The organism is Neisseria sp. P0009.S010, from assembly GCF_051958545.1.
GTDB classification, from domain to species: domain Bacteria; phylum Pseudomonadota; class Gammaproteobacteria; order Burkholderiales; family Neisseriaceae; genus Neisseria; species Neisseria subflava_A.
In genome coordinates, this window is record NZ_JBQCVH010000001.1 from 253,451 (window position 1) to 276,293 (window position 22,843).

15 protein-coding genes, 1 tRNA gene and 1 pseudogene are annotated in these 22,843 nt (G+C 49.2%); 11 read left to right on the forward strand and 6 right to left on the reverse strand.

The genetic code is table 11. The features are described 5' to 3' along the window. Nucleotides 1–54 precede the first annotated feature (54 nt). Entirely contained in the window at nucleotides 55–1,128 is a 1,074-nt protein-coding gene (locus ACTHSN_RS01190) for a porin (RefSeq protein WP_440365013.1), read from the reverse strand. A 325-nt stretch (nucleotides 1,129–1,453) separates the two neighbouring features. Between ACTHSN_RS01190 and ACTHSN_RS01195 the strand changes: the two genes are divergently transcribed. The 5 genes from ACTHSN_RS01195 (at nucleotide 1,454) to ACTHSN_RS01215 (ending at nucleotide 8,707) form a co-directional block, all read left to right on the forward strand. Next, nucleotides 1,454–3,073: an ABC transporter substrate-binding protein gene (locus tag ACTHSN_RS01195; protein ID WP_107768808.1), complete on the forward strand. Its 1,620-nt coding sequence runs from the start codon at nucleotides 1,454–1,456 to the stop codon at nucleotides 3,071–3,073. Nucleotides 3,074–3,148: 75 nt separating this feature from the next. After that, nucleotides 3,149–4,945 carry an aminopeptidase P family protein gene (locus ACTHSN_RS01200; protein WP_070461447.1) on the forward strand — a complete coding sequence of 599 codons (1,797 nt, stop codon included), beginning with the start codon at nucleotides 3,149–3,151 and terminating at the stop codon, nucleotides 4,943–4,945. 231 nt (nucleotides 4,946–5,176) lie between these two features. After that, a complete protein-coding gene (oppB, locus tag ACTHSN_RS01205; protein ID WP_036472303.1) occupies nucleotides 5,177–6,097 on the forward strand; it encodes an oligopeptide ABC transporter permease OppB in 921 nt (306 codons plus the stop codon). Between the two features lie 72 nt (nucleotides 6,098–6,169). Next, entirely contained in the window at nucleotides 6,170–7,078 is a 909-nt protein-coding gene (oppC, locus tag ACTHSN_RS01210) for an oligopeptide ABC transporter permease OppC (protein ID WP_003683112.1), read from the forward strand. A gap of 24 nt (nucleotides 7,079–7,102) precedes the next feature. Continuing rightward, nucleotides 7,103–8,707: an ABC transporter ATP-binding protein gene (locus tag ACTHSN_RS01215; RefSeq protein ID WP_070461448.1), complete on the forward strand. Its 1,605-nt coding sequence runs from the start codon at nucleotides 7,103–7,105 to the stop codon at nucleotides 8,705–8,707. Between the two features lie 84 nt (nucleotides 8,708–8,791). Here the strand turns inward: ACTHSN_RS01215 and ACTHSN_RS01220 are convergent, their stop codons facing one another. Continuing rightward, complete coding sequence (locus tag ACTHSN_RS01220; protein ID WP_070461449.1) at nucleotides 8,792–10,069, reverse strand: O-acetylhomoserine aminocarboxypropyltransferase/cysteine synthase family protein; 1,278 nt, start codon at nucleotides 10,067–10,069, stop codon at nucleotides 8,792–8,794. A gap of 194 nt (nucleotides 10,070–10,263) precedes the next feature. Here ACTHSN_RS01220 and ACTHSN_RS01225 point away from each other — a divergent pair. Continuing rightward, a pseudogene (locus ACTHSN_RS01225) lies at nucleotides 10,264–10,470 on the forward strand (IS30 family transposase); the annotation flags it as partial. 245 nt (nucleotides 10,471–10,715) lie between these two features. Here ACTHSN_RS01225 and ACTHSN_RS01230 read toward each other — a convergent pair. Both ACTHSN_RS01230 and yaaA read right to left on the reverse strand, forming a co-directional pair. Further along, nucleotides 10,716–10,806, reverse strand: a tRNA-Ser gene (locus ACTHSN_RS01230). A 79-nt stretch (nucleotides 10,807–10,885) separates the two neighbouring features. Then, a complete protein-coding gene (gene yaaA / locus ACTHSN_RS01235; RefSeq protein WP_070461517.1) occupies nucleotides 10,886–11,665 on the reverse strand; it encodes a peroxide stress protein YaaA in 780 nt (259 codons plus the stop codon). A 170-nt stretch (nucleotides 11,666–11,835) separates the two neighbouring features. Between yaaA and ACTHSN_RS01240 the strand changes: the two genes are divergently transcribed. Both ACTHSN_RS01240 and ACTHSN_RS01245 read left to right on the forward strand, forming a co-directional pair. Beyond that, nucleotides 11,836–12,225, forward strand: coding sequence for a RidA family protein (locus ACTHSN_RS01240; protein ID WP_003746001.1), 390 nt, complete (start codon nucleotides 11,836–11,838; stop codon nucleotides 12,223–12,225). Between the two features lie 69 nt (nucleotides 12,226–12,294). Further along, a complete protein-coding gene (locus tag ACTHSN_RS01245; protein ID WP_070461450.1) occupies nucleotides 12,295–13,125 on the forward strand; it encodes a symmetrical bis(5'-nucleosyl)-tetraphosphatase in 831 nt (276 codons plus the stop codon). 55 nt (nucleotides 13,126–13,180) lie between these two features. Here ACTHSN_RS01245 and ACTHSN_RS01250 read toward each other — a convergent pair whose 3' ends face one another. Together ACTHSN_RS01250 and ACTHSN_RS01255 are read right to left on the reverse strand one after the other, a co-directional pair. Then, complete coding sequence (locus ACTHSN_RS01250; RefSeq protein WP_070461451.1) at nucleotides 13,181–14,554, reverse strand: FAD-binding oxidoreductase; 1,374 nt, start codon at nucleotides 14,552–14,554, stop codon at nucleotides 13,181–13,183. A gap of 95 nt (nucleotides 14,555–14,649) precedes the next feature. Further along, nucleotides 14,650–14,925, reverse strand: coding sequence for a hypothetical protein (locus ACTHSN_RS01255; protein ID WP_107810829.1), 276 nt, complete (start codon nucleotides 14,923–14,925; stop codon nucleotides 14,650–14,652). A gap of 508 nt (nucleotides 14,926–15,433) precedes the next feature. Between ACTHSN_RS01255 and ACTHSN_RS01260 the strand changes: the two genes are divergently transcribed. The 3 genes from ACTHSN_RS01260 (at nucleotide 15,434) to glgX (ending at nucleotide 22,551) form a co-directional block, all read left to right on the forward strand. Further along, on the forward strand, nucleotides 15,434–15,916 hold the full coding sequence (locus ACTHSN_RS01260) for an FKBP-type peptidyl-prolyl cis-trans isomerase (protein ID WP_070461453.1): 483 nt from the start codon (nucleotides 15,434–15,436) through the stop codon (nucleotides 15,914–15,916). Nucleotides 15,917–16,133: 217 nt separating this feature from the next. Then, complete coding sequence (glgB, locus tag ACTHSN_RS01265) at nucleotides 16,134–20,420, forward strand: 1,4-alpha-glucan branching protein GlgB (RefSeq protein ID WP_070461454.1); 4,287 nt, start codon at nucleotides 16,134–16,136, stop codon at nucleotides 20,418–20,420. 145 nt (nucleotides 20,421–20,565) lie between these two features. Further along, nucleotides 20,566–22,551, forward strand: coding sequence for a glycogen debranching protein GlgX (gene glgX / locus ACTHSN_RS01270; protein WP_440365014.1), 1,986 nt, complete (start codon nucleotides 20,566–20,568; stop codon nucleotides 22,549–22,551). The last annotated feature ends 292 nt before the right edge of the window (nucleotides 22,552–22,843 follow it).

Genomic DNA, 22,843 nt, shown 5'->3' on the forward strand with positions numbered 1-22,843 from the left:
GTAGAAAAGGCCGTCTGAACGAATTGTTTCAGACGGCCTTTAATCTGTCAGGCATTAATAGCGGTGTTTGAATACCATGCCCACTGCGTAAGAAGATTTTTTCGGCAAATCTTCGTCGTATTTCGGATTGACACTTTCTTTCAACCAGCCGGCGCCGAGTGTGGCGGTCGTCCGTTTGGAGAAGCTGTAATCAGTGCTGACGGCGACGTGTTTGTAGTTTTCGCCGATGGAGCTTTTACCGTAGGCAAAGCCGATTTGAGGTTTGAAATTGCCGATTTTATATGAACCCGACACCATAAATTCTTTGGTGTTGTTGATTTCTTTGTCTTCGTGTTTTATTTTTTTACCATTCTTCTCCTCCTCCCATGGCCCCCAGCAGCTGAAGCCGTCGCAAGTGTTTTTGGCGTATTGGAACGCGGCATCAACGGAGATTTTGTCTTTGCTGTATCCGGCCATGAAAGCGTGGGCTTGGAAGTCTTTGGTTTCGGATGGGGAGTCGTTGGGTGCGTATTCGGCAGCATAGTGCGCGTTAAAGCCGTTGTTGGGGTGGTAGTAGTCCACGCCCCAGCCGAAGACCCAGTCGCCGTCACGTTTTTTATCCGGCTTCCAGCCGTTGTTGTTACGCGGAGCATTGGAACCTGGGGAAACGTTGAATTTGAATTGGAAACCGTTTTTCCAAGGCGATTCATAAGCCATAGAAACACGGCGTTGGCCGAAACGGGAAATTTTACCGAATTCCAAAATCGGGCTGTTGGTGTCGAACGGATTCAGATAAATGCTGTTCATAGGGGTACTGATGTAACCCATTTTGACGGTGCCGAGGTTTTTGTAGCTGTTGAGCGCGACGTATGAGTCGGCGGTACCCCAGCCGCCCCAACTGTCGGAATCGAAGTAAATAAAGGAGCCAAGTTGCCATTTCAACCATAAGTCGTTGTTGAGCGGTACTTCATCGGAGAGATAAAGACTGGAACTTTTATCGGAAATGGTTGTAGAGGTTACACCGGTTTTATTGTTGTGTTCGACCTCGGTCATGATGTAGATGGTACCGCTCATTTTAGGTTCGGCGTGGGCGAAGCTTATGGAAGAACCGATGAGGGTAGTGGCAACAAAACAAGATAACTTGTTCATTTTGTTCTCCTTTTATGTCTTTTTCTTAATTGGGGACGGGAAATTCGGATAATCTTATTTGACAAATTATAAAAAATCAATACATTTGTAACTTATCGTAGGATAAATTGAAAAATAGTTTTCAGTTACGTATTTTTGTGTTAATTTGCCAACAATCTTAGGCGGTCGCTTTTATTTCGATGGTATAGGTAGTTTGAAACACTATTTTTATATCTAGAAATAGAGGATTTAACTGGGTTTAAAAACCTCAAATATTTGTAGTTAAGTGTAGTTTGAATAATCAGGTCGTCTGAAAAAGAAGAATACCCAAAAGAAGGAATGAAATATGGCCGGAAAAACCTATCCGCTGTTGGCTGCATCATTGGCCGCCGTATTTGCGTTGTCGGCGTGCAGCCGCGATGTCAAACCCGCCCCTGAGTTTAAGCGTACGGATTATGAGCGCGTGGTGGTCAGCAACGGCGTCGAGCCGGGCACGCTGGACCCGCAGATGAGCGGCGATATGGCGGCGGGTGCGATTATCCGCCAGCTGATGGATGGTTTGGTCGGTACGGATGCCGAAGGCAAAACCATTCCTGCTTTGGCGGAAAGATGGGAAAGCAAGGGCGAGCGTGTCTGGACTTTCCATCTGCGTGATGCCAAATGGAGCAATGGCGATCCGATTACCGCCGAGGATTTTGTGTACAGCTTCCGCCGTCTTGCCGATCCGGCCACGGGCGCACCTTTCGGCAGCTATTTGGTCGATGCCCAAGTGGAAAATGCGGAAGATATATTAAACGGCAAAGCCAAGCCTGAGACATTGGGCGTTAAGGCGTTGGACGCAAAAACCCTGCAATTTACGCTGATTGCGCCCGTACCTTATTTCCCCGATATGCTGATTCAGCAATTCACATTTCCGGTGCACCGCGCCACTGTCGAAAAATACGGCAACAAGTGGACGCAGCCCGGTCATTATGTTTCCAGTGGCGCTTATCTGTTAAAGGATTGGAAAGTCAACAGCCACATCAATATGGAACGCAACCCCAATTATTACGATAAAGACAAAGTGGCCATTCCGAAGGCGGTTTTCTTGTCAGGTAGCGGCGAGTACAACCGTTATCGCGCCAATGAAATTGATGTGACTTACGGTATTCCCAGCGATCAGGTCAAAGTGGCGGATATTGAGTTTCCGGGACAAGTGAAACGTACAACTTCTTTGTGCAGCTGGTATTTGGAGCCGAACCACGAAGCGGCGCCGTTTAACGATCCGCGCGTCCGCAAGGCACTCAATATGCTGACGCGCCGCGACATCGTCGTCAAAGTGGGTGGCCGTGGCGATACGCCTGCGTTCCAATTGACGCCGCCGCAAATGCAGGGCGTGATTCCTGTTTATCCGGAGTGGAAAGAGTGGACGCCTGAAAAACGCATCGAAACCGCACGCAAACTGTTGAACGAAGCAGGCTACAACGATGACCATCCGCTTGAGTTCGATATTTTGTACAGCACCAGCGAAGCATCCAAAAAACAAATTACTGCCGTGCAGTCGGTGTGGAAAGCTGCCATTCCGTTTATCCGTCCGACTTTGTCTAACGAGGAATGGAAAACTTATTTGGATACGCGCGCGCAAGGCAATTTCAAGGTTTCGTTCAGTGGTTGGTGTTCCGATTTTAACGATCCGGCGGGCATGCTCAATATTTTGAAATCCAACAACTCAAACAATGCATTCCGCTACAAAAGCGCGGCGTTTGACACATTTATGAACAATACGCTGAAAGATGGCGTCAGCAAGGAAGCGCGCAGCCAGCTCTATGCCGATGCGGAGAAGCAGCTTCAAGAAGACGCTACACTGATTCCGTTGTATCATCAGGTTGAAGTGCGTATGGTCAAACCCGATATTATCGGCTATTCCGACAAAGACCCTTTACGGAACTACACAGTCAAGAACTGGTCGTTCGCACCGAAAAAATAGATTGATTATAGACAGCACAAGTTTTCAGACGGCCTTGATGACAGAGGCTGTCTGAAACAACAGGAGACATAACACATGAAATCTGTACAACAACGTTTGTCCGCTTTACGCGAAGCCATGAAAAAACATGGCGTGGACGCGTTTGTCATTCCTTCCGCCGATCCACACCTTTCCGAATACCTGCCCGAGCATTGGCAGGCACGTCGTGATTTTTCCGGCTTTACCGGTTCGGCCGGCACTTTGGTGGTGACCGCCGATAAAGCAGGCGTGTGGACGGATAGCCGCTATTGGGAACAGGCAGGCCAACAGCTTGCGCCAAACGGCATCGAGCTGCAAAAAATGGGCGTTGATGCGCCTTATACCGAGTGGTTGGCACAAAATCTGCCCGAGGGCGCAGTGGTCGGCGCGCCTGCCGATATGTTCGCACTCAGCGGCGAGCGCGGTTTGAAACAGGCACTTGCCGCCAAAAACATCCGCCTCGAATATCCTGAAACCTTGTTGGACGAAGTGTGGGACGACCGTCCTGCATTGCCGACTCCGGAAATCTACGTTCACCATCCCGACTATGTTTCCGAAACTGCGGCCGAAAAACTGGCTCGTATCCGTGCGGCTATGAAGGAGCAGGGCGCAGATGCGCATTTGGTTTCTTCTTTGGACGACATCGCTTGGATTACCAATCTGCGCGGCGATGATGTGCCGTTCAACCCTGTGTTCTTGTCCCATCTGTTTATCAGTCAAGACAAAGCCGTATTGTTTACCGATGCAGGCCGTCTGAAAGCCGAATCTGCCGAAGCCTTGAAAGTGGCAGGTTTTGAAGTATTGCCTTATGCGCAAGCGGCGGATTACTTGGCAAGTGTTAAGGGCGCATTGCTGATTGATCCGAACAAAACCGCCGTCGGTACTTTGCGCCGCCTGCCTGAAGACGTCCGTTTGATTGAAGCCATCCACCCAAGCACATTCTTCAAATCGGTTAAATCCGATGCCGACATCGCCCATATCCGCAATACCATGGCGGAAGACGGCGCGGCATTGTGCGGCTTCTTTGCCGAGTTTGAACAAATCTTGGCAGACGGCGGCGAATTGAGCGAGCTGGACATCGACGGCATGCTCTACAAACACCGCAGCCAACGTCCCGGCTTTATTTCGCCAAGTTTCGACACCATCGCCGGCTACAATGCCAATGCCGCCTTGCCTCATTACAGCGCGACACCGGAAAACAACAGCAAAATCAAAGGCGACGGTATGCTGCTGATTGATTCCGGCGGCCAATACTGGGGCGGTACGACCGACATTACGCGCGTGGTGCCTGTTGGCAATCCGAGTGCGGCCATGAAGCGCGATTACACTTTGGTGTTGAAAGCGCATATTTCTCTGGCGGAAACCATTTTCCCTGAAAACATCAAAGGCCCGATGATTGATGCCATCTGCCGCAAATCGCTCTGGCAGGCACAATGCGATTACGGTCACGGTACAGGTCATGGCGTGGGCTATTTCCTCAATGTGCATGAAGGTCCGCAAAGCATTGCCGTTGCCGCCGTGCCGCAACCGCATCACGCGATGAAGTCAGGCATGCTGACTTCCAACGAGCCGGGTCTTTACCGTCCGGGCAAATGGGGTATCCGTATCGAAAGTTTGGTAATCAACCGTCCGGTTGAAAACCCAGAGGAAACCGAGTTCGGCAAATTCCTGTATTTTGAAACTGTTACCCTCTGCCCAATCGATACGCGCCTTATCGATACCAAACTGATGACCGGCAGCGAAATCGAATGGCTGAACCAATATCACGCTGAAGTGCGCCGCCGTCTCGAGCCTTTGACAGAAGGCGCGGCCAAAGCATGGCTGATTGAACGCACCGAACCTTTGGCGCGTTAACGTGAAAGGCCGTCTGAAACGGCGGATACAAAGTTTCAGACGGCCTTATAACAACAATTATCTAAAAACTAAAAAACCTTACCCGACTCCGAATAAAAACAATAACCCGGTCGGAATAGAGAGAGAAACCGGCGCGGCGACGTTACAGATGCCTGCTGCCATTCATCCGATTTCCGCTTCAGGTCAGCTTGTTTTCACGAGTCCGGTATGTTCAGACAGGACAGCCTGATTATGTTGAAATTCATCATCAAACGGATATGTGCTTCCATCCCGACCATGCTGGTGTTGATTACCGTATCTTTTTTCCTGATGCGGCTTGCACCGGGCAGCCCGTTCACAGGTGAACGCAATTTGCCGCCTGCGGTCATGGCCAACATCGAAGCCAAATACCACCTCAATGATCCGATGTACCTCCAATATTTCCACTACCTCAAGCAGTTGGCACAGGGAGATTTGGGGCCGTCGTTCAAATATAAAGATTTCAGCGTTAATGAGTTGCTTGCCCAATCCCTGCCGGTATCGGCAGAACTTGGCTTCTACGCCTTTTTGATTGCCGCCATCTTCGGTATGTTTATCGGCATCATCGCCGCCTTAAAACAAAACAGTTGGCTGGATTATTCGCTGATGAGCGGTGCGATGACTGGTATCGTCGTTCCCAGCTTTGTGATGGCGCCGGTATTGGTGTTGGTGTTTGCCGTCAGACTGCAATGGCTGCCTGCAGGCGGCTGGAACGATGGCGCACTGATGAACTTGATTTTGCCTGTCGTTACTTTGTCCATCGGTTATGTGTCCAGTATCGCGCGGATTACGCGCGGCGCGATGATCGAAGTATTGAACAGCCCCTTTATCCGCACGGCACGCGCCAAAGGCCTGCCCATGAGCCGCATCATCCTGCGCCATGCGCTGCGTCCCGCCATGCTGCCGATTGTTTCTTTCTTAGGTCCGGCATTCGTCGGCATCATTACCGGCTCCATTGTGATTGAAAACGTGTTCGGTATTCCCGGCGTCGGACAATTATTTGTCAACGGCGCGCTTAACCGTGACTACGGCATGATTTTGGGTTTGACGATTTTGGTCGGCATCATGACCATTTTGTTCAACGCCATCCTCGATATTCTGTATGCCATTATTGACCCGAAAATCCGTTATTAATCCCATTTGCGCAAAGGCCGTCTGAAATGTTCAGACGGCCTGAAGAAAGAATAAAAAGCGAGAGAGAACATTATGTTATTTAAAAAGAAGCAGACTCAGGCCCTCGCAGAGGCAGCAGAATACGCCCAAGTACACGGCAAAAGCCTGTGGAGTGACGCATGGCGGCGTTTTAAACAAAACAAAGCGGCGGTGTACAGCATTATCATCCTGTTGCTGATCAGCATTTTTGTGATTGTGGCGCCATGGATTGTCCGCTACACCTACGACTTTACCGACTGGGACAATATGCAGATTCCGCCGTCCTTTTCTACCCATCACTATCTGGGTACGGACTTGCTCGGCCGCGATTTGTTGTCGCGTGCGGCAACCGGCGGACGTATTTCCTTGCTGGTCGGTGTGGCCGGCGCATTGGTGGCTGTTGTCATCGGTACGCTTTATGGTGCGATTGCCGGCTTTATCGGCGGTAAGCTCGATTCGCTGATGATGCGCTTTTTGGAAATTTTGAACGCGTTTCCGTTTATGTTTTTCGTGATTCTGCTGACCACGTTCTTTGGCCGCAACTTGCTTTTGATTTTTGCCGCCGTGGGTTTGGTGTCTTGGTTGGACGTGGCGCGTATCGTGCGCGGTCAAACCTTGAGCTTGAAGCATAAAGAGTTTGTCGAAGCGGCGCGTGTGAGCGGCGTGGCAAAACGTAAAATCGTGACGCGCCACATTATTCCGAATGTTTTGGGCGTGGTGATGGTGTATGCCTCTTTGCTGGTGCCGGGCATGATTATGTTTGAATCTTTCTTGAGCTTCTTGGGCTTGGGCGTGCAAGAGCCGATGACCAGTTGGGGTTCGATGTTGCAAGAAGGCGCGATTTCTATGGAAGCTGCACCATGGCAGCTGCTCGTGCCGAGTTTCTTCTTGGTAACCACTTTGTTCTGTTTCAACTTTATCGGCGACGGCCTGCGCGATGCGCTCGACCCGAAAGACCGCTAAACCGCAACCAAAAGGATAATCAAAATGACAAAACAGTTACTGGTTGTAGAAAATCTGGACATCAATTTTGAATTGCATGAAAAAAACGTGCACGCCGTGCGTAATGTCAGCTTTAAAGTGGCAGAGGGCGAAACATTGGCTTTGGTCGGCGAATCCGGCTCGGGCAAGTCTGTAACATCTATGTCCGTTATGCGCCTGCTGCCTGAGAAATTTGCCCGATACAGCAAAGATTCGCGCATTACTTTTGACGGCATTTCCATTTTGGATGCCGATGAGAAAACCCTGCGTGATTTGCGCGGCAACCGCATCAGCGTGATTTTCCAAGAGCCGATGACCTCGCTCAATCCGTTTATGCGTATCGGTGCGCAACTGATTGAAGCGGCGCGTGTGCACAATAGAAAGCTCGGCAAAAAAGAAGCAGGACAAAAAGCATTGGCATTGCTGGAGCGTGTGGGCATCAAAGAAGCCGAGCGCCGCATGAAACAATATCCTCACGAGTTTTCCGGCGGTCAGCTGCAACGCATTATGATTGCCATGGCACTCATTAATGAACCTGACCTGTTGATTGCCGATGAGCCGACCACAGCTTTGGATGTGACCATTCAAGCCGAAATTCTCGATTTGCTCCACGATTTGCAACAGCAAATGGGCATGGCGATTATCTTCATTACCCACGATTTGGGTTTGGCGGAACACTATTCCAAAACCGTCTGCGTTATGCGTAACGGTGAAATTGTCGAGCGCGGCAAAATCAAAGAAGTATTTGCTCATCCGAAACACGAATATACCGCCGAACTCATCAATGCCATTCCAAAAGGCATGAAAGAGCCGGAAGAAAACAACGCCGGTGTGTTAATCGATGCCGATAATGTCAATGTTTCTTTCGTATTGAAGCAAAACTTTTTCGGAAAGCCGCTCAAAACTTTTGACGCCGTCAAAGGCATCAGCCTCAAAATTAAAGAAGGCGAAACATTGGGCGTCGTCGGCGAGTCCGGTTCCGGCAAATCTACGCTGGGCAAAGCCGTCATGCAGATGCTGCCTTATACCGGCCATATTTCCTTTGAAGGCAAAGACCTGAAAAACTATACCGCCGAAGAAGCACGCCGTCTGAAATCGCAACGGCAAATTGTGTTCCAAGATCCGTTCGGTTCGCTTTCCCCACGCCTGACCGTTGGTGAGATTATTGGCGAAGGTTTGACGGTTCATCATCCTGAAATGACCAAAAAAGAACGTATCCAACGCGTTTTGGAAGTCATGAAGGAAGTGTCCCTGCCGCTTGATGCGCTCAACCGCTATCCGCATGAATTCTCCGGTGGCCAGCGTCAGCGTATCGCTATTGCACGCGCCGTTATCCTGCGCCCGAAATTCATCCTTTTGGACGAGCCGACCTCTGCACTTGACCGCTCCGTACAATCCAAAGTGGTCGAACTTTTGCGCGACTTGCAGAAGAAATACGGCCTGACTTATATGTTCATCAGTCATGATTTGTCTGTCGTGCGCGCTGTCAGTGATAATGTGATTGTGATGAAGCAGGGCGAAATGGTTGAGTACGGCAGCGCGGATCAGATTTTCTACCATCCGCAAAACGATTACACCAAACGTTTGATTAACGCCGCATTTGATTTGTAGAAAAGGAAAAGGCCGTCTGAAAAGAAATTTTCAGACGGCCTTTTTAAGCGGAGGCTTTTTTCATCTAATTAGCGCTGCTATTGCCTATGCCTGTGCGGCATCCAATGCCTGCGCCAAGTCGGCAAGCAAATCATCGATATGCTCGATACCGACGCTCAGGCGTACCATGTCGGGGCTGACGCCTGCTGCGGCGAGTTCTGCATCGTCAAGCTGACGGTGGGTCGTTGTGGCAGGATGGGTAGCCAGCGATTTGGCATCGCCGATATTCACCAAACGCAGGAAGAGTTGCAGTGCGTCAATGAATTTCGCGCCGGCTTCACGGCCGCCTTTAATACCAAAACTCAGCAAACCTGAGGCTTTTCCGCCGTAGTCGCGGTCAATCAAAGCTTTATACGGACTGTCAGGCAGTGCAGGATAGTTCACCCATTCGACCCGCGGATGTTTCTTTAAGAATTCGGCTACTTTTAGGGCGTTTTCGCAATGACGTTCCATACGCAGGGCGAGGGTTTCCAAACCTTGAAGCAGTAAAAATGCGCTGTGCGGAGACAGGGCGGCACCGGTATTACGCAATGGGACGACGCGAGCGCGGGCAATGTAGGCGGCTGCACCAAAATGTTCGCAGTAGTTTATGCCGTGGTAAGACGGATCAGGCTGATTGAAAGTTTTTTCAAAGCGCGGATTGCCTGCCCATTGGAATTTGCCGCCGTCGATAATGGCACCGCCAATCGTTGTACCGTGACCGCCGATGTATTTGGTCAAGGATTGGATAACAATGTCGGCACCGTGCTCGATCGGGCGGAACAATGTGGGCGTAGCAACGGTGTTGTCCACCATCAGTGGCAGCCCTTGAGCGTGCGCGGCTTGTGCGAATGCTGGAATATCAACGACATTGATGGCGGGATTGCCGATAGATTCGCAATACACCAGTTTGGTGCGGCTGTCGGTATTGGCAGCAATTTCTTCGGGTTTGGCCGGATCGATAAAGCGTACTTCTATGCCTTGGCGCGGCAGGCTGTGGGCAAAGAAATTGTAAGTGCCGCCGTAGAGCGTTTTGGTTGCGATGATGTTGTCGCCTGCTTCAACCAAGGTTTGAACGGCATAGGTAATTGCCGCCATACCGCTGGCGACAGCCAATGCGGCGATACCGCCTTCCAAACGGGCAACGCGTTCTTCCAAAACGGCAGTGGTCGGATTCATCATACGGGTGTAGATATTGCCCGCTACATCAAGATTGAACAAGTCTGCGCCGTGTTGCGTGTTGTCGAAAGTGTAGGAAGTGGTTTGGTAAATGGGGACAGCAGCGGATTTGGTAGTTGGTTCGGATTGATAGCCTGCATGCAGGGCAATGGTTTCCCGTTTCATTTAAATATCCTTGTAGCGATTAAATAATGATAAATAGAGGCCAGTAGTAACGGATTTGAAGGGCAAACTTTCTATAATGGAAAAGTTTGGATGCAGCAATATACGGCCTTTCCTATAAGAAAGATTACCATGAGCGACACGCAACTGACCCAAGAAGAACGATACCACATTCAAGACCTGTCCTACCACCACACCATCATCGAATGACACCCCATCATAATGCCGTTTACCGCGACCTTCTCAAGATGAAAGCAACGGCAGTACTCTGTGGCAACATCTTGGAATATGCAGCAACCCTACTGCAAACGATACGGCGGCACATGGCTCTAAGGCAAAATGCACGATCGCGTCTGCATAGAAAACGCCCCTCCATGGTCGAGCAAAAATTCTGCATTGGTGATAGGTAGGCCGATACCCTTGACGGCAAAGATTAGAAAAGTAAATACCTTTGAAAATTCCCCCAAATTCTTAAATGTCTGGGTGGGGCTTTAGGGATTTGGGGGATTTCAAAGGTATTAGGCCGTCTGAAACTATGTTATAGAAAGTTTCAGACGGCCTTTACGGGATTCTTTGGATTTGAAAATAAAAAAGACTTGAATCATCAAGTCTCGCATTTCATTTTCACTAGATAAAAAAATATTAAGAATGGCGGAAGCGGTGAGATTCGAACTCACGGAGGGCTATCAACCCTCGACGGTTTTCAAGACCGTTGCATTAAACCGCTCTGCCACGCTTCCATTCTTGAAGCCGTAATATTAATGGAACTTACGGTCTTTATCAAGAGGTATTTTAGAAAAAATATCTAGGATTCTGTTTTTATTTGGATTGTTCTTCACGCATGAATATCCATTCGGCTTCGTTTGAAGCTGCTTCATTGAATGAATAGCCCTCGTAGTCGAAATTTTTGAGCATTTCAGGCTCGGTAATGCCGTGTTCTGCCGCGTAGCGCACCATCAAACCGCGCGCACGTTTGGCGTAGAAGCTGATGATTTTGTATTTGCCGTTTTTCTCGTCTTTGAAAATCGGTGTAATCAGGCGTGCGTTGAGTTTTTTGGTGTTGACAGATTTGAAATATTCTTGTGAGGCGAGGTTGATTAAAACGTCGCTATCGGCCTGCTTCAGCGTTTGGTTGAGTAGGTCGGTGATTTTATCGCCCCAAAATTCGTAGAGGTTTTTGCCGCGTGAGTTGGCAAAGGCTGTGCCCATTTCCAAGCGGTAGGGTTGCATCAAGTCGAGCGGGCGCAGTACGCCGTATAAGCCGGAGAGCAGGCGGACGTGTTGTTGCAGGTAGTCGATTTGTTCCGGTTTGAGCGTATTGGCGGCGATGCCTTCATAGACGTCGCCGTTGAACATAAATACGGCCTGTTTGGCGTTTTCAGGGGTAAACGGCGTGTGCCATACGGCATTGCGTTCGGCGTTGAGCAGGGCGATTTTGTCGGAAACATGCATCAGTTCGGCGATTTGTTGAGGGGCAAGCTGGCGCAACTCCTGCATCAGGATTTCTGCTTCGGGCAGAAGGTCGGGCAGGGTAAAGCTGCTGATGGGGGAGGGGTCTTTTTCGTTGAGGTTTTTGGCTGGGGATAAGACAAAAAACATAATAATTTCGGCTTTGAAATGAATAATGTGTGGGATTGTAGGTTTAAAATCGAGGAAGAACAAGACGGGAGAAACGCATTAATTGAATGCTTTTATTGAAACGTATTTCTGTTGAAAGTAAAATTCGAAGCTTCCCCCTGTTTCTGACATTTCTATTTGAGGAGAATATCATGTCTAAAACCATTATCCATACTGACAAAGCCCCTGCCGCGATTGGCGCATACAGCCAAGCAGTCCGCGCAGGCGATACGGTTTATATGAGCGGTCAGATTCCTTTGGATCCGGCTACGATGACTGTGGTCGGCAATGGCGACTTCCGCGCCGAAGCAGTGCAAGTATTTAAAAACCTGCAAGCCGTAGCCGAAGCGGCCGGCGGTTCTTTGAACGATATCGTCAAACTCAATGCTTATTTGACCGATTTGGCCAACTTTGCCGTGTTCAATGAAGTGATGGCTGAATTTATCGAACAACCTTTCCCTGCGCGCGCGGCGGTTGGCGTAGCCAGCCTGCCTAAAGGCGTTCAGGTTGAAGCGGAAGCAGTATTGGTTTTAAACGCATAATTGATGTTTCAGACGGCCTGGGCTGGGCTTGAGGCCGTCTGAAAAGAATAACAACGGAAAACAATAATAATGGCACATTACGCAATCGGAGATATTCAAGGCTGTTTTGACGAGCTGACTTTGTTGCTTGCCAAAATCGGCTTTAATCATGGTACGGACACCCTTTGGCTGGTCGGCGATATTGTCAATCGCGGCCCGAAGTCCTTGGAAACCCTGAAATTTGCCAAAGAGCATGACAGCAGTGTGCAAATGGTTTTGGGCAATCATGATTTACATCTTTTGGCAGTCGGTTGCGGTGAAGGAACGCTCAAGCGCAGTGATACGGTTGAGCCGATTTTGACCCATCCTGATAGTCATGCCATGCTTGACTGGCTGCGTCATCAACCGCTTTTGGTACGCGGCGACAGGCATGTAATGGTGCATGCCGGTATTTTGCCGCAATGGTCGGTTGATAAAGCCGAAAGCCTTGCCAGAGAAGCTGAGGCTGAATTGCAAGGTAAAAAATACAGGAAATTTTTTGGCAAAATGTACGGCAACAAGCCGACCGAGTGGACGGACGATTTGACAGGCTATGAGCGCCTACGCATGATTATCAACGTCTTTACCCGTATGCGTGCGCTGACGTACAAAGGCGAATTGGATTACGAATATAAATCCACTCTGAAAAAAATGCCGCTTTACCTGCGCCCTTGGTTTAAAGCGCCCGATAGGCAGAATTTGGATTATATTACCGTGTTCGGACATTGGTCGTCATTGGGCTACGTTAATACCGATCAGGTTATCGCTTTGGATACCGGCGCGTTGTGGGGCGGAGAGCTGACAGCGGTCAATTTGGATACCAATGAAGTGATACAGGTACCGTCCTTGGGCGGATTGGATTGGAAAACGGCATTGAAATAGTTTGGATAAGATAAAAGGCCGTCTGAAATGTTTCAGACGGCCTTTTCGTATTTTGTTAATCCAGAGAAGGCAGGAGTTTGTCCGGATTCATAATGCCATAAGGGTCGAGCTGATTTTTGATGGCATGCATCAGAACGAGTTCGGCTTGCGTACGCACACGGGGCAGCCAATGTTTCTTGATGATGCCTACGCCGTGTTCCGCGGCAATCGTACCGTGGCAGGCAAGGATGTTTTCATAAACGATGGTATTGACGGCGTCTTCGTATTGGTAGGCTTCGTTACTCAATACGTTGGGCAGGAATGTATTGTAATGCAGGCTGCCGTCGCCTAAATGTCCGAAGCAGACAATTTTTATGCCGGGAAAACGGGTTTCCAAGGCAGGGGCGCATTGGCGGACAAAGGCGGCCACTTGGGCGATAGGGACGGCGATGTCGTGTTTGATGCTGGTGCCGAGTTTGCGTTGGGAAGCGGAAATATTTTCACGCAAGGCCCATAAGTCGGAGCGCTCTTGCTCGGATTGCGCCAAAATGCTGTTTTCCCATCCGCTTTGATAGAGAAATTCGGCAAGCTTTTCATCCAGTCCCGCATCGGGAACAGAGTCTGCAAGTTCAATCAAAATATGCCATTCCGCATCGGCAGGCTTTTTGAGTTGGCTGAATTCCGAAGATAAATCGAGGGCAAAGCGGCTGATCAGCTCGAAGCTGGTCAAGCGCTCGGCAAAATGGCCTTGCACCGCAGTCAAAAGCGAGACTGCGGATTCAATATCGTCTAAACCTACCCATGCGGTCGCTTTGGTTTTGGGCTGGGCAAAGAGTTTGAGTGTGGCGGCGGTAATGATACCCAATGTTCCTTCGCTGCCGATAAAAAGATGGCGCAAGTCGTAGCCAGTCGTGTTTTTGTGCAGGGGCTGAAGGTGGGAAACCAGTTCGCCGTTTGGTAAAACGACTTCCAAACCCAATACCAAATCACGCATGCTGCCGTAACGCAAGACATTTAAACCGCCGGCATTACAGGCGATATTGCCGCCGATTTGGCAAGAGCCTTCGCTGGCAAGGCTGAGTGGAAACAGTCGTCCGGCTTCGGCTGCTGCCTTCTGAGCATTTTGCAAAATCACGCCTGCTTCAACCGTCATGCTGTTGTCCGCAAGGTTGATATCGCGGATGCGGTTGAGCTTGGAGAGGTTGAGCAGTACACCTTCGGTGGTTACCGTTGCGCCGCATAATCCGGTATTGCCGCCTTGCGGGGTTACGCGGATGCGGTTTTCAAAACAGAAACGCATGATTTTCTGCACGCTTTCGACAGAGTTCGGCTGTAAGACAATATCCGGCGAAGAAACAAAACGGCGACGTTGGTCGTTTAACAAGGCCGGAGTGGCTTCGATGATTTCAGAGGTGGAAAGAAACTCAGCAAAACGGTCGTGAAGGTGCATGGCAGTCAGGCGGAAAAGTCGGGAAAGGGAGTATGAAGAATGTAAAAAAGCAGGATACGCAATGGTATCCTGCTTTTCTTATATTCAAAAGAATATTATTTAGCAGCTTCAGAAGCAGCAGAAGCAGCGGCTTCAGTAGCAGAAGCAGCAGCTTCGGTAGCAGAAGCAGCGGCTTCAGTAGCAGAAGCAGCAGCTTCAGTAGCAGCAGCTTCGGTAGCAGAAGCAGCAGAAGCAGCAGCTTCAGTAGCAGATGCAGCGGCTTCAGAAGCAGCAGAAGCGGCAGAAGCAGCAGTTTCAGCAGCTTTATCAGCACCGCCACAAGCGGCCAAAGCTAAAGACAACAAAGCAGCAGCGAACAGAGATTTTTTCATTTTTAAGAACCTTTTTTAAATCGATTTAAACTAAAAATAGCCGTCAAACGGCCTGTACAGTAGAAATTCATTGCTGAATTTTTCGTTATTATGCCCCACGGGATTGGTCAATGCAACGTTGCTTAACCGTTTGCATACTAAAATCAATACAAAATTAGCGAAAATAATGTAAATCAGGGGAGTAGGTAAAAAATAATCTAAAAATATTCATAATTAATGAAAATTTTAAAAATCATTTGTATTCAATAGCTTGATTATTTTTAACTGTTGTTGGATTTAAGGGTTTGGAATGTTTTTGCGTTTGGGGATTTTTTTGTAATTTAGCAACTTTGTGTTGTGAAAAAGCAACTTTTATGGATTGGAATCATTCAATTTTGTTTTTTATATGGACTTTTTCGGTTTTGTTGTGTTCACCAAAAGTATTTGTTTAAGGTAAACCGATTGTTTAGTTACAGCTGTGATAGAATAGCCTGAACTTGACTTTTAAATATTGATTAAGGATGACATGATGTCTATTGTTAAAAATTCCGTAGTTTCCCTGCATTATGAAATGTACGATGCAAACAACCAGTTGTTGGACAAAACCGAAGAGCCGATTGCTTACCTGCATGGCGGTTATGACGGTATTTTCCCTTTAGTGGAAGAAGCGTTGCACGGCAAAAATGTAGGCGATACCGTTGAAGTGGCTTTGTCCCCTGAGGATGCTTTCGGCGAACAAGATCCTGAGCTGGTACGCATTGAAGATGTAAGTGTATTCCCTGTTGAAGTTGAAGTTGGCATGATGTTTGAAGCCGATGATCCGGAAACAGGCGATGTATTGATTTATCGTGTAACCGATGTTGCCGATGGTAAAGCCGTAGTAGACGGCAACCATCCTTTGGCCGGTATGAAAGTATTGTTCAAAGCGACCGTTGAAGGTGTGCGCGATGCGACTGAGGAAGAAATTGCCCACGGCCACGTACATGGCCCGCACGGTCATCACCACCACTAATCAGGCTTGAAACATGATAAAGGCCGTCTGAAAAGGAACGAAACCTTCCTTTTCAGACGGCCTTTAAGTTTTTACAAGACAGATAAATAGGAAATTTTGGCGCAGGTCAAATCAAACAGGGAAATATGGATTTTGTTAGAGACTACAATGAATTACATATAACGGTGCGACAAAATCTGTATTAAGATTCAGATATTGGTAAAACAGGCAGAATGCAATGAGTGAGACATTGGAGCAGCAGGCTCTAGAGGCCGGTATTGATTTAGGCTACCACGACATCAACGGTACATATCATGCGACCAAACCTGAAGTTTTGGAATCGATTGTCGCTGTTTTAGACAAAAGCAAACCGGATTTAGACGGCCTTTATCTGGATACGATGGTCGCGCATGAAAACGGCGAAGAATCTTTACAGATACCGTCTGAATTTCATGGTGCGGAAGCGGTCGTATTGATTGATGAGGCGGATGAGTACCAGACCTTGACTTTATATCCGGGCGACAACGATACGCTTTGGATTAAGCTGCCCCAACTGGCTTGCGGTTATTACATATTGTCGGCCGAGACCGGCGGTAAATGTTGTCTTGTACGCCTGATTGTTGCGCCTGAATCGGTTTACCAACCCAAACTGCTTGCCAATGGCGGTCGGATGAATGGTTTGACCATGCATTTGTACAGCCTGCGTTCCGAGCGCAACTGGGGCATAGGCGACTTTACCGATTTGCTGAACCTGATGAAATATGCGGCTGAGAAAAAGCTGGATTTCGTCGGTATCAACCCTTTGCACGCCTTGTTTACCAGCAAGCCTGCCTTTGCCAGCCCGTATAGCCCTTCTTCGCGCGAATGGCTCAATCCGATTTATTTGGATGTTGAGAAGGTCGGTGCGTTTACTTATAACGAACAACTGAAAAACTGGCTGGCACAACCGAAAATCCGTCAGCGCATCGCTGCTTTGCGTATCACGGAAACGGTGACTTATACGGCGGTTTGGGCATGCAAGCGTGATGCGCTGCACATGGCGTTTAACGCGTTTGAACAGGATACTTGCGAAGCTGCGGCAAATGAACGCGCTGCATTTGAAGCATTTGTTGCGGACAAAGGCGAGGCTTTGCAGGGCTTCGGTTTGTTTGAGGCTTTGGACCAGTATTACAGCCGTCCCGGACAAGTGGGTTGGCAGTCATGGCCGTCTGAATTTCATCAACCTGATGGCGAAGCCGTAGAAAAATTTGCGCGCAGTCATGAGCGGGAAATCCGTTTTTATATGTGGCTGCAATGGCTTTGCGCGGAGCAATTGCAAGAAGTCAACCAAGCCGCTGCCGAATACGGTGTCAAACTCGGCATTTACGGCGATTTAGCGGTCGGCGTGGCGCGAGGTAGCGCGGATACTTGGTTAAACCGTCAAGATTATTGTATGGACGTATCGGTCGGTGCGCCGCCCGATCCTTTAGGGCCGACAGGGCAGAATTGGAATTTGCCGCCGCTTAATCCGTCGATGTTGAAGCATACGGGCTATGAGAAGTTTGCCCATTTGTTGCGCGAAAACATGCGCCTGTATGGCGTGTTGCGGATTGACCATGTGATGGCATTGTGTCGTTTGTGGTGGGTTTTAAACGATAAAACAGCAGATTTCGGCGCATATGTGCATTACGATGCCGAAGTGATGTTTGCTATTTTGGCATTGGAAAGCCAGCGCAACCGTTGCGTCATCATCGGCGAGGATTTGGGTACGGTACCCGATCAAGCGCGTTATCTGCTCAACCGCTATCAGGTGTTCTCCTACAAAGTGATGTATTTCAGCAAGGGCTGGAACGGTTTTCAGTTACCTGAAGAATACCCCGAGCAGGCGATTACGGTCATCAGCACCCACGATGTCGCGCCGCTGGCAGGCTATTGGACAGGCAAAGATTTGGATACGATGTTCAAACTCGGTACTTTGCCTGATGCAGCCGCTTTTCAGACGGCCTTGGACGAGCGCGAACACGATAAAGCCGATTTGCTGGATAAATTGAAAGAAACCGGCTGTCTGGGTGCGGACGTACAAATGCCGGCAAAGGCCGATGAAACCTTGCTGGCGGCTTTGCATAAATACGGCGCATTGAGCCGCAGCAAGCTTTACGCCGTACAACTGGAAAACCTGCTGGGCGTCATTGACAATCTGAATGTCCCGGGTGTAACCGAAGGCTATCCGAACTGGGCACAAAAAATGCCGGTTTCTTTGGAAGATTTCCTACAACACCGCCTCATGGGCGGCCAACTTGCCATTATTGACGAGGTACGCATGAAAACAAACAGCCAAATCAAGGCTTATCATGAACTTGACCAAATCGAGCGCGATACGGTCGAAAGCCTGTTTCTTGCCACCCACAGCGATTTGTTCGCTTATTTGGGACGACACAGCCTTGCAGAGGGCGATGAAGTGGTGCGCGTTTTGATTCCCGGCGTAGTAAGCGTGGATATCGTGAACCGCCGCAGCGGCGAACTCATCGTGCCGTCTGAAAAAATTGATGAACGCGGTTTCTTTGTGGCCGTTTTGCCCGATGATGCGCCCGATTACGCTTTGCGTATCCGTTACACCGAAGACACCGAGCCAGTGATTGAAGAAGACCCTTATCATTTCGGCTCTGCGTTGCAAGATATGGATTCCTGGCTGTTGGCCGAAGGCAAGCACCTGCGTCCTTATGAGGCTTTAGGCGCGCATTTTGCCGAGTTGGACGGCGTGAAGGGCGTACGTTTTGCCGTATGGGCGCCAAATGCGCAACGCGTTTCCGTTATCGGCGAATTTAATAACTGGGATGGCCGCCGCCATGTGATGCGTTTCCACCGCGACAACGGCATTTGGGCCATCTTTATTCCTGCCGTCAAACTCAATGCCCTCTACAAATTTGAAATCCGCGATGCCAACGGCGATGTGCGCGAAAAAGCCGACCCGTATGCCTTCGGTGCGGAACTGCGCCCGACCACGGCATCTATCGTGCGCGGTTTGCCTGACGAAGTGGAAGAACCGGCTTTCCGCGCTCGCGCCAATGCCATTGATGCGCCCATCAGCATTTATGAAGTGCATTTGGGTTCGTGGAAACGCAATCCGGAAAACAATTTCTGGCTGACTTATGAAGAGCTGGCCAAAGAACTGGTGGCATACGTCAAAGACATGGGCTTTACCCATATCGAGTTTTTGCCTGTTTCCGAATATCCGTTTGACGGCTCATGGGGCTATCAGGCAACCGGTTTGTATGCGCCGACCAGCCGTTTCGGTTCGCCGGAAGAATTGCGCGCATTGATTAAAGCCGCACACGACGAGGGTATCAGCGTTATCCTCGACTGGGTAGTCGGCCATTTCCCAACCGACGACCACGGCCTGGCCAAGTTTGACGGCACTGCGCTGTACGAACACGCCGACCCGCGCGAAGGCTACCACCAAGACTGGAACACCCTAATTTACAACTTTGGCAGAAACGAAGTGAAAAACTTCCTGCAAGGCAACGCCCTGTATTGGATAGAACGTTTCGGCTTTGACGGTATCCGCGTTGACGCGGTTGCTTCCATGATTTACCGCAACTACTCGCGTAAAGACGGCGAGTGGATTCCGAACCAATACGGCGGCCATGAAAACCTCGAAGCCATCGCTTTCCTGCGTGATACCAACACCATGTTGAAAGAGGAAGTTCCGGCTGCGACTGAAATCGCCGAAGAATCTACTTCGTTCGCCAACGTCACCCGTCAAGAAGGTTTGAATTTCAGCTTCAAATGGAATATGGGCTGGATGAACGATACCTTGCGTTACATGATGGAAGACCCCATCAACCGCAAATATCACCACAACAAAATGACTTTCGGCATGATGTACCAGTACAGCGAGAACTTCGTCCTGCCGCTTTCTCATGACGAAGTCGTACATGGCAAACGCTCGCTACTCGGACGTATGCCCGGCGACTGCTGGCAACAATTTGCCAACCTGCGCGCCTACTACGGCTTTATGTACGGCTTCCCCGGCAAAAAACTCTTGTTTATGGGCAGCGAGTTTGCGCAAGGCCGCGAGTGGAACTACAACGAAGGACTGGATTGGTTCTTGCTGGAGCAAGAGGGCGGCTGGCACAAAGGCGTACAAGACTTCGTGCGCGAATTGAACCATGTCTATAAAGACAACGCGCCGCTTTACCAATTAGACCAATGGCCTGAAGGCTTTGAGTGGCTGGTTGCCGATGACGGCGACAATTCCGTATTCGTTTTCGAGCGCCGCGACCGTGAAGGCAACCGCGTTATCGTCATCAGCAACTTCACGCCTGTAGTGCGCGAAGGCTACCGTTTTGGTGTGAATTCTGCCGGCGAATACCGCGAAATCCTCAATTCAGACGACCTGCATTACAAAGGCAGCGGCGTTTCTGCCGGCGCAATGGTGGAGACAGAAGAAGTTTGGTCGCATGGCAAACCAAACTCCCTGTCTGTTACCGTACCGCCGTTGGCAACCGTGTACCTGTATCAGGCGGCAGTCAAAGACGAAGCGTAAATCAACTTTGAGGGTGGGCATCATGTCTGCCTAATCAGCTGAAAATTAAAAGATAGTGATATCAATATGATTCAAGGCCGTCTGAAAGATTTTCAGACGGCCTTATATTGGACACGAAACCAAATACATACCAAGGAATCATTCTATGACTGCCAAATCATGGCATATCGAGGAAGGCAAGCCTTATCCCATGGGCGCGACCCTGACGAGCAAGGGCGCGAATTTCACCTTGTTTTCCATCAATGCCGAAAAGGTCGAATTGTGTCTGTTTGATAAGGATAAAGAAACCCGTTTGGAGATGCCTTCGCGGCGCGGTTCGGTATTTTACGGATTTGTGCCAGACGTTAAGGCAGGGCAGCGATACGGTTTTCGCGTGTATGGACGTGAAAACGCAGAATACGGCTCATGTTTTAATCCCAACAAATTGCTGATTGACCCGTATTCCAAAAAAATTGACGGCAAACCAAGCTACCGTACCGCTGAAGAAATGGCATGGTTCAGGCCGGAAGATGAACGCGACAATGCCGCCGTTGCGCCGAAAAGCGTCGTGGTCGGACGCAGCCGATTTAATTGGGCCAAAGATTGCCGTCCGGAAATACCGTGGGGCAAAACCGTTATTTATGAAGCCCATGTCAAAGGGTTGACCAAGCAGTTCCCCGATTTGAAATATGCAGGCACTTATAAAGCCTTGAGTGATAAACGGGTTTTGGCCTATCTTCAAGAGTTGGGGGTAACGACGGTCGAGCTGCTGCCGATTCATTATCATCTGGACGAATACCATCTTCAGCAGATGGGCTTGAGCAATTATTGGGGCTACAACACTTATTCTCATTTTGCCGTCGAGCCGTCTTATGCCGACAATCCCGAGTGTGCGGCGGCGGAGTTTAAACAAGCGGTCAAAGCCTTGCATCAGGCTGGTTTGGAAGTGATTTTGGATGTCGTGTACAACCACACGGCAGAGCAGGATGATAAAGGCCCGATGCTGTGTCAGCGCGGTATCGACAACACCTTATGGTATTGGCACACCCCTTACGGCAATTATGAAAACTGGTCGGGTTGCGGCAATACGCTCAATATTGTCCGGCGCGACGTTACCCGTTGGGCGGCAGACAGCCTGCGCTATTGGGCGGAAGAGTTTCATATCGACGGCTTCCGTTTCGATTTGGGAACCGTATTGGGACGCGAGCCTGATTTCCAATCGTACGGCCGTTTTTTCCAAGTCCTGTATCAAGACCCGGTTTTGGCTGGTTTGAAGCTAATTGTCGAAGCATGGGACATCGGCGAGGGCGGCTATCACTTGGGCAATTTCCCACAACCTTTTGCCGAATGGAACGGCCGTTTCCGTGATGATATGCGCGCGTTTTGGTCATGGGAAAGCGGCAATTTGGGCGCATTTGCCGAACGCTTGGCCGGGTCGTCCGATATTTTCAACCACAGCGGCCGTCACCCGTCTGCCAGCATCAACTTCATCACTGCACACGACGGCTTCACTCTGCGCGATTTGGTCAGCTACAACGAAAAACACAACGAAGCCAACGGCGAAAACAACCGCGACGGGCATAATGAAAACATCAGCTTCAACCACGGCGTAGAAGGCGAAACCGATGATGAAGAGGTTTTGCTCAACCGCGAATACACTTCCAAAGCGCTGCTTGCCTCCTTGTTTTTATCCAACGGTACGCCCATGCTTTTAGCCGGCGATGAGTTCGGCAACAGTCAGCAAGGCAACAACAACAGCTACTGCCAAGATAATCCGATTACATGGTTGGATTGGCAAAATGAGCCTCATGAGTTGCAAAATTACACTCAAGAACTGATACGCGTCCGCAGCCAAATCAAGCTGCTGACAGATGATTGCTGGTGGGAAAAAGAGCGTGTGCAATGGCTTAATGCCGATAGCAGCCCGATGACCGAATATTGTTGGCAAAACAGGGGCAGCAAGGCGATTCAGATTGTTTTGGACGATGAATGGCTGCTGTTGGTCAATGCCAAACGTAGTCGTCAGTTATTTAACCTGCCTCAAGGCAATTGGAAAATTTCTTGCGTACCATCTGAGAAATTTAATTACGAAGAATCAGGAAAATGTGTTGTTGAGCATATGGGAATTTGGATTTTACATAAAACAAATTAAATGAGAATTAAACTATTGGTTGATTAACTCTTTGATATTTTGTCAGTATTTTCTGATTTGCAGCTTAGTAATATAAATTGAAAATGCCAATAAGATGATGAATGGTTTAACTGTTAATTGAATGTTTTATAAAGAAAAATATATCCTTTTTTTGAATCTTTCCGCTATAATCTCCTTAGTTTGTAACAAATCTACGCACCATTCCTTTCAGACGGCCTGTTGCCGTTGTCAGGCCGTCTGAAAACCGAGTTTCGTTGTTTTTAATAAAACCATCAGGCGCGTTGTCCAGTGC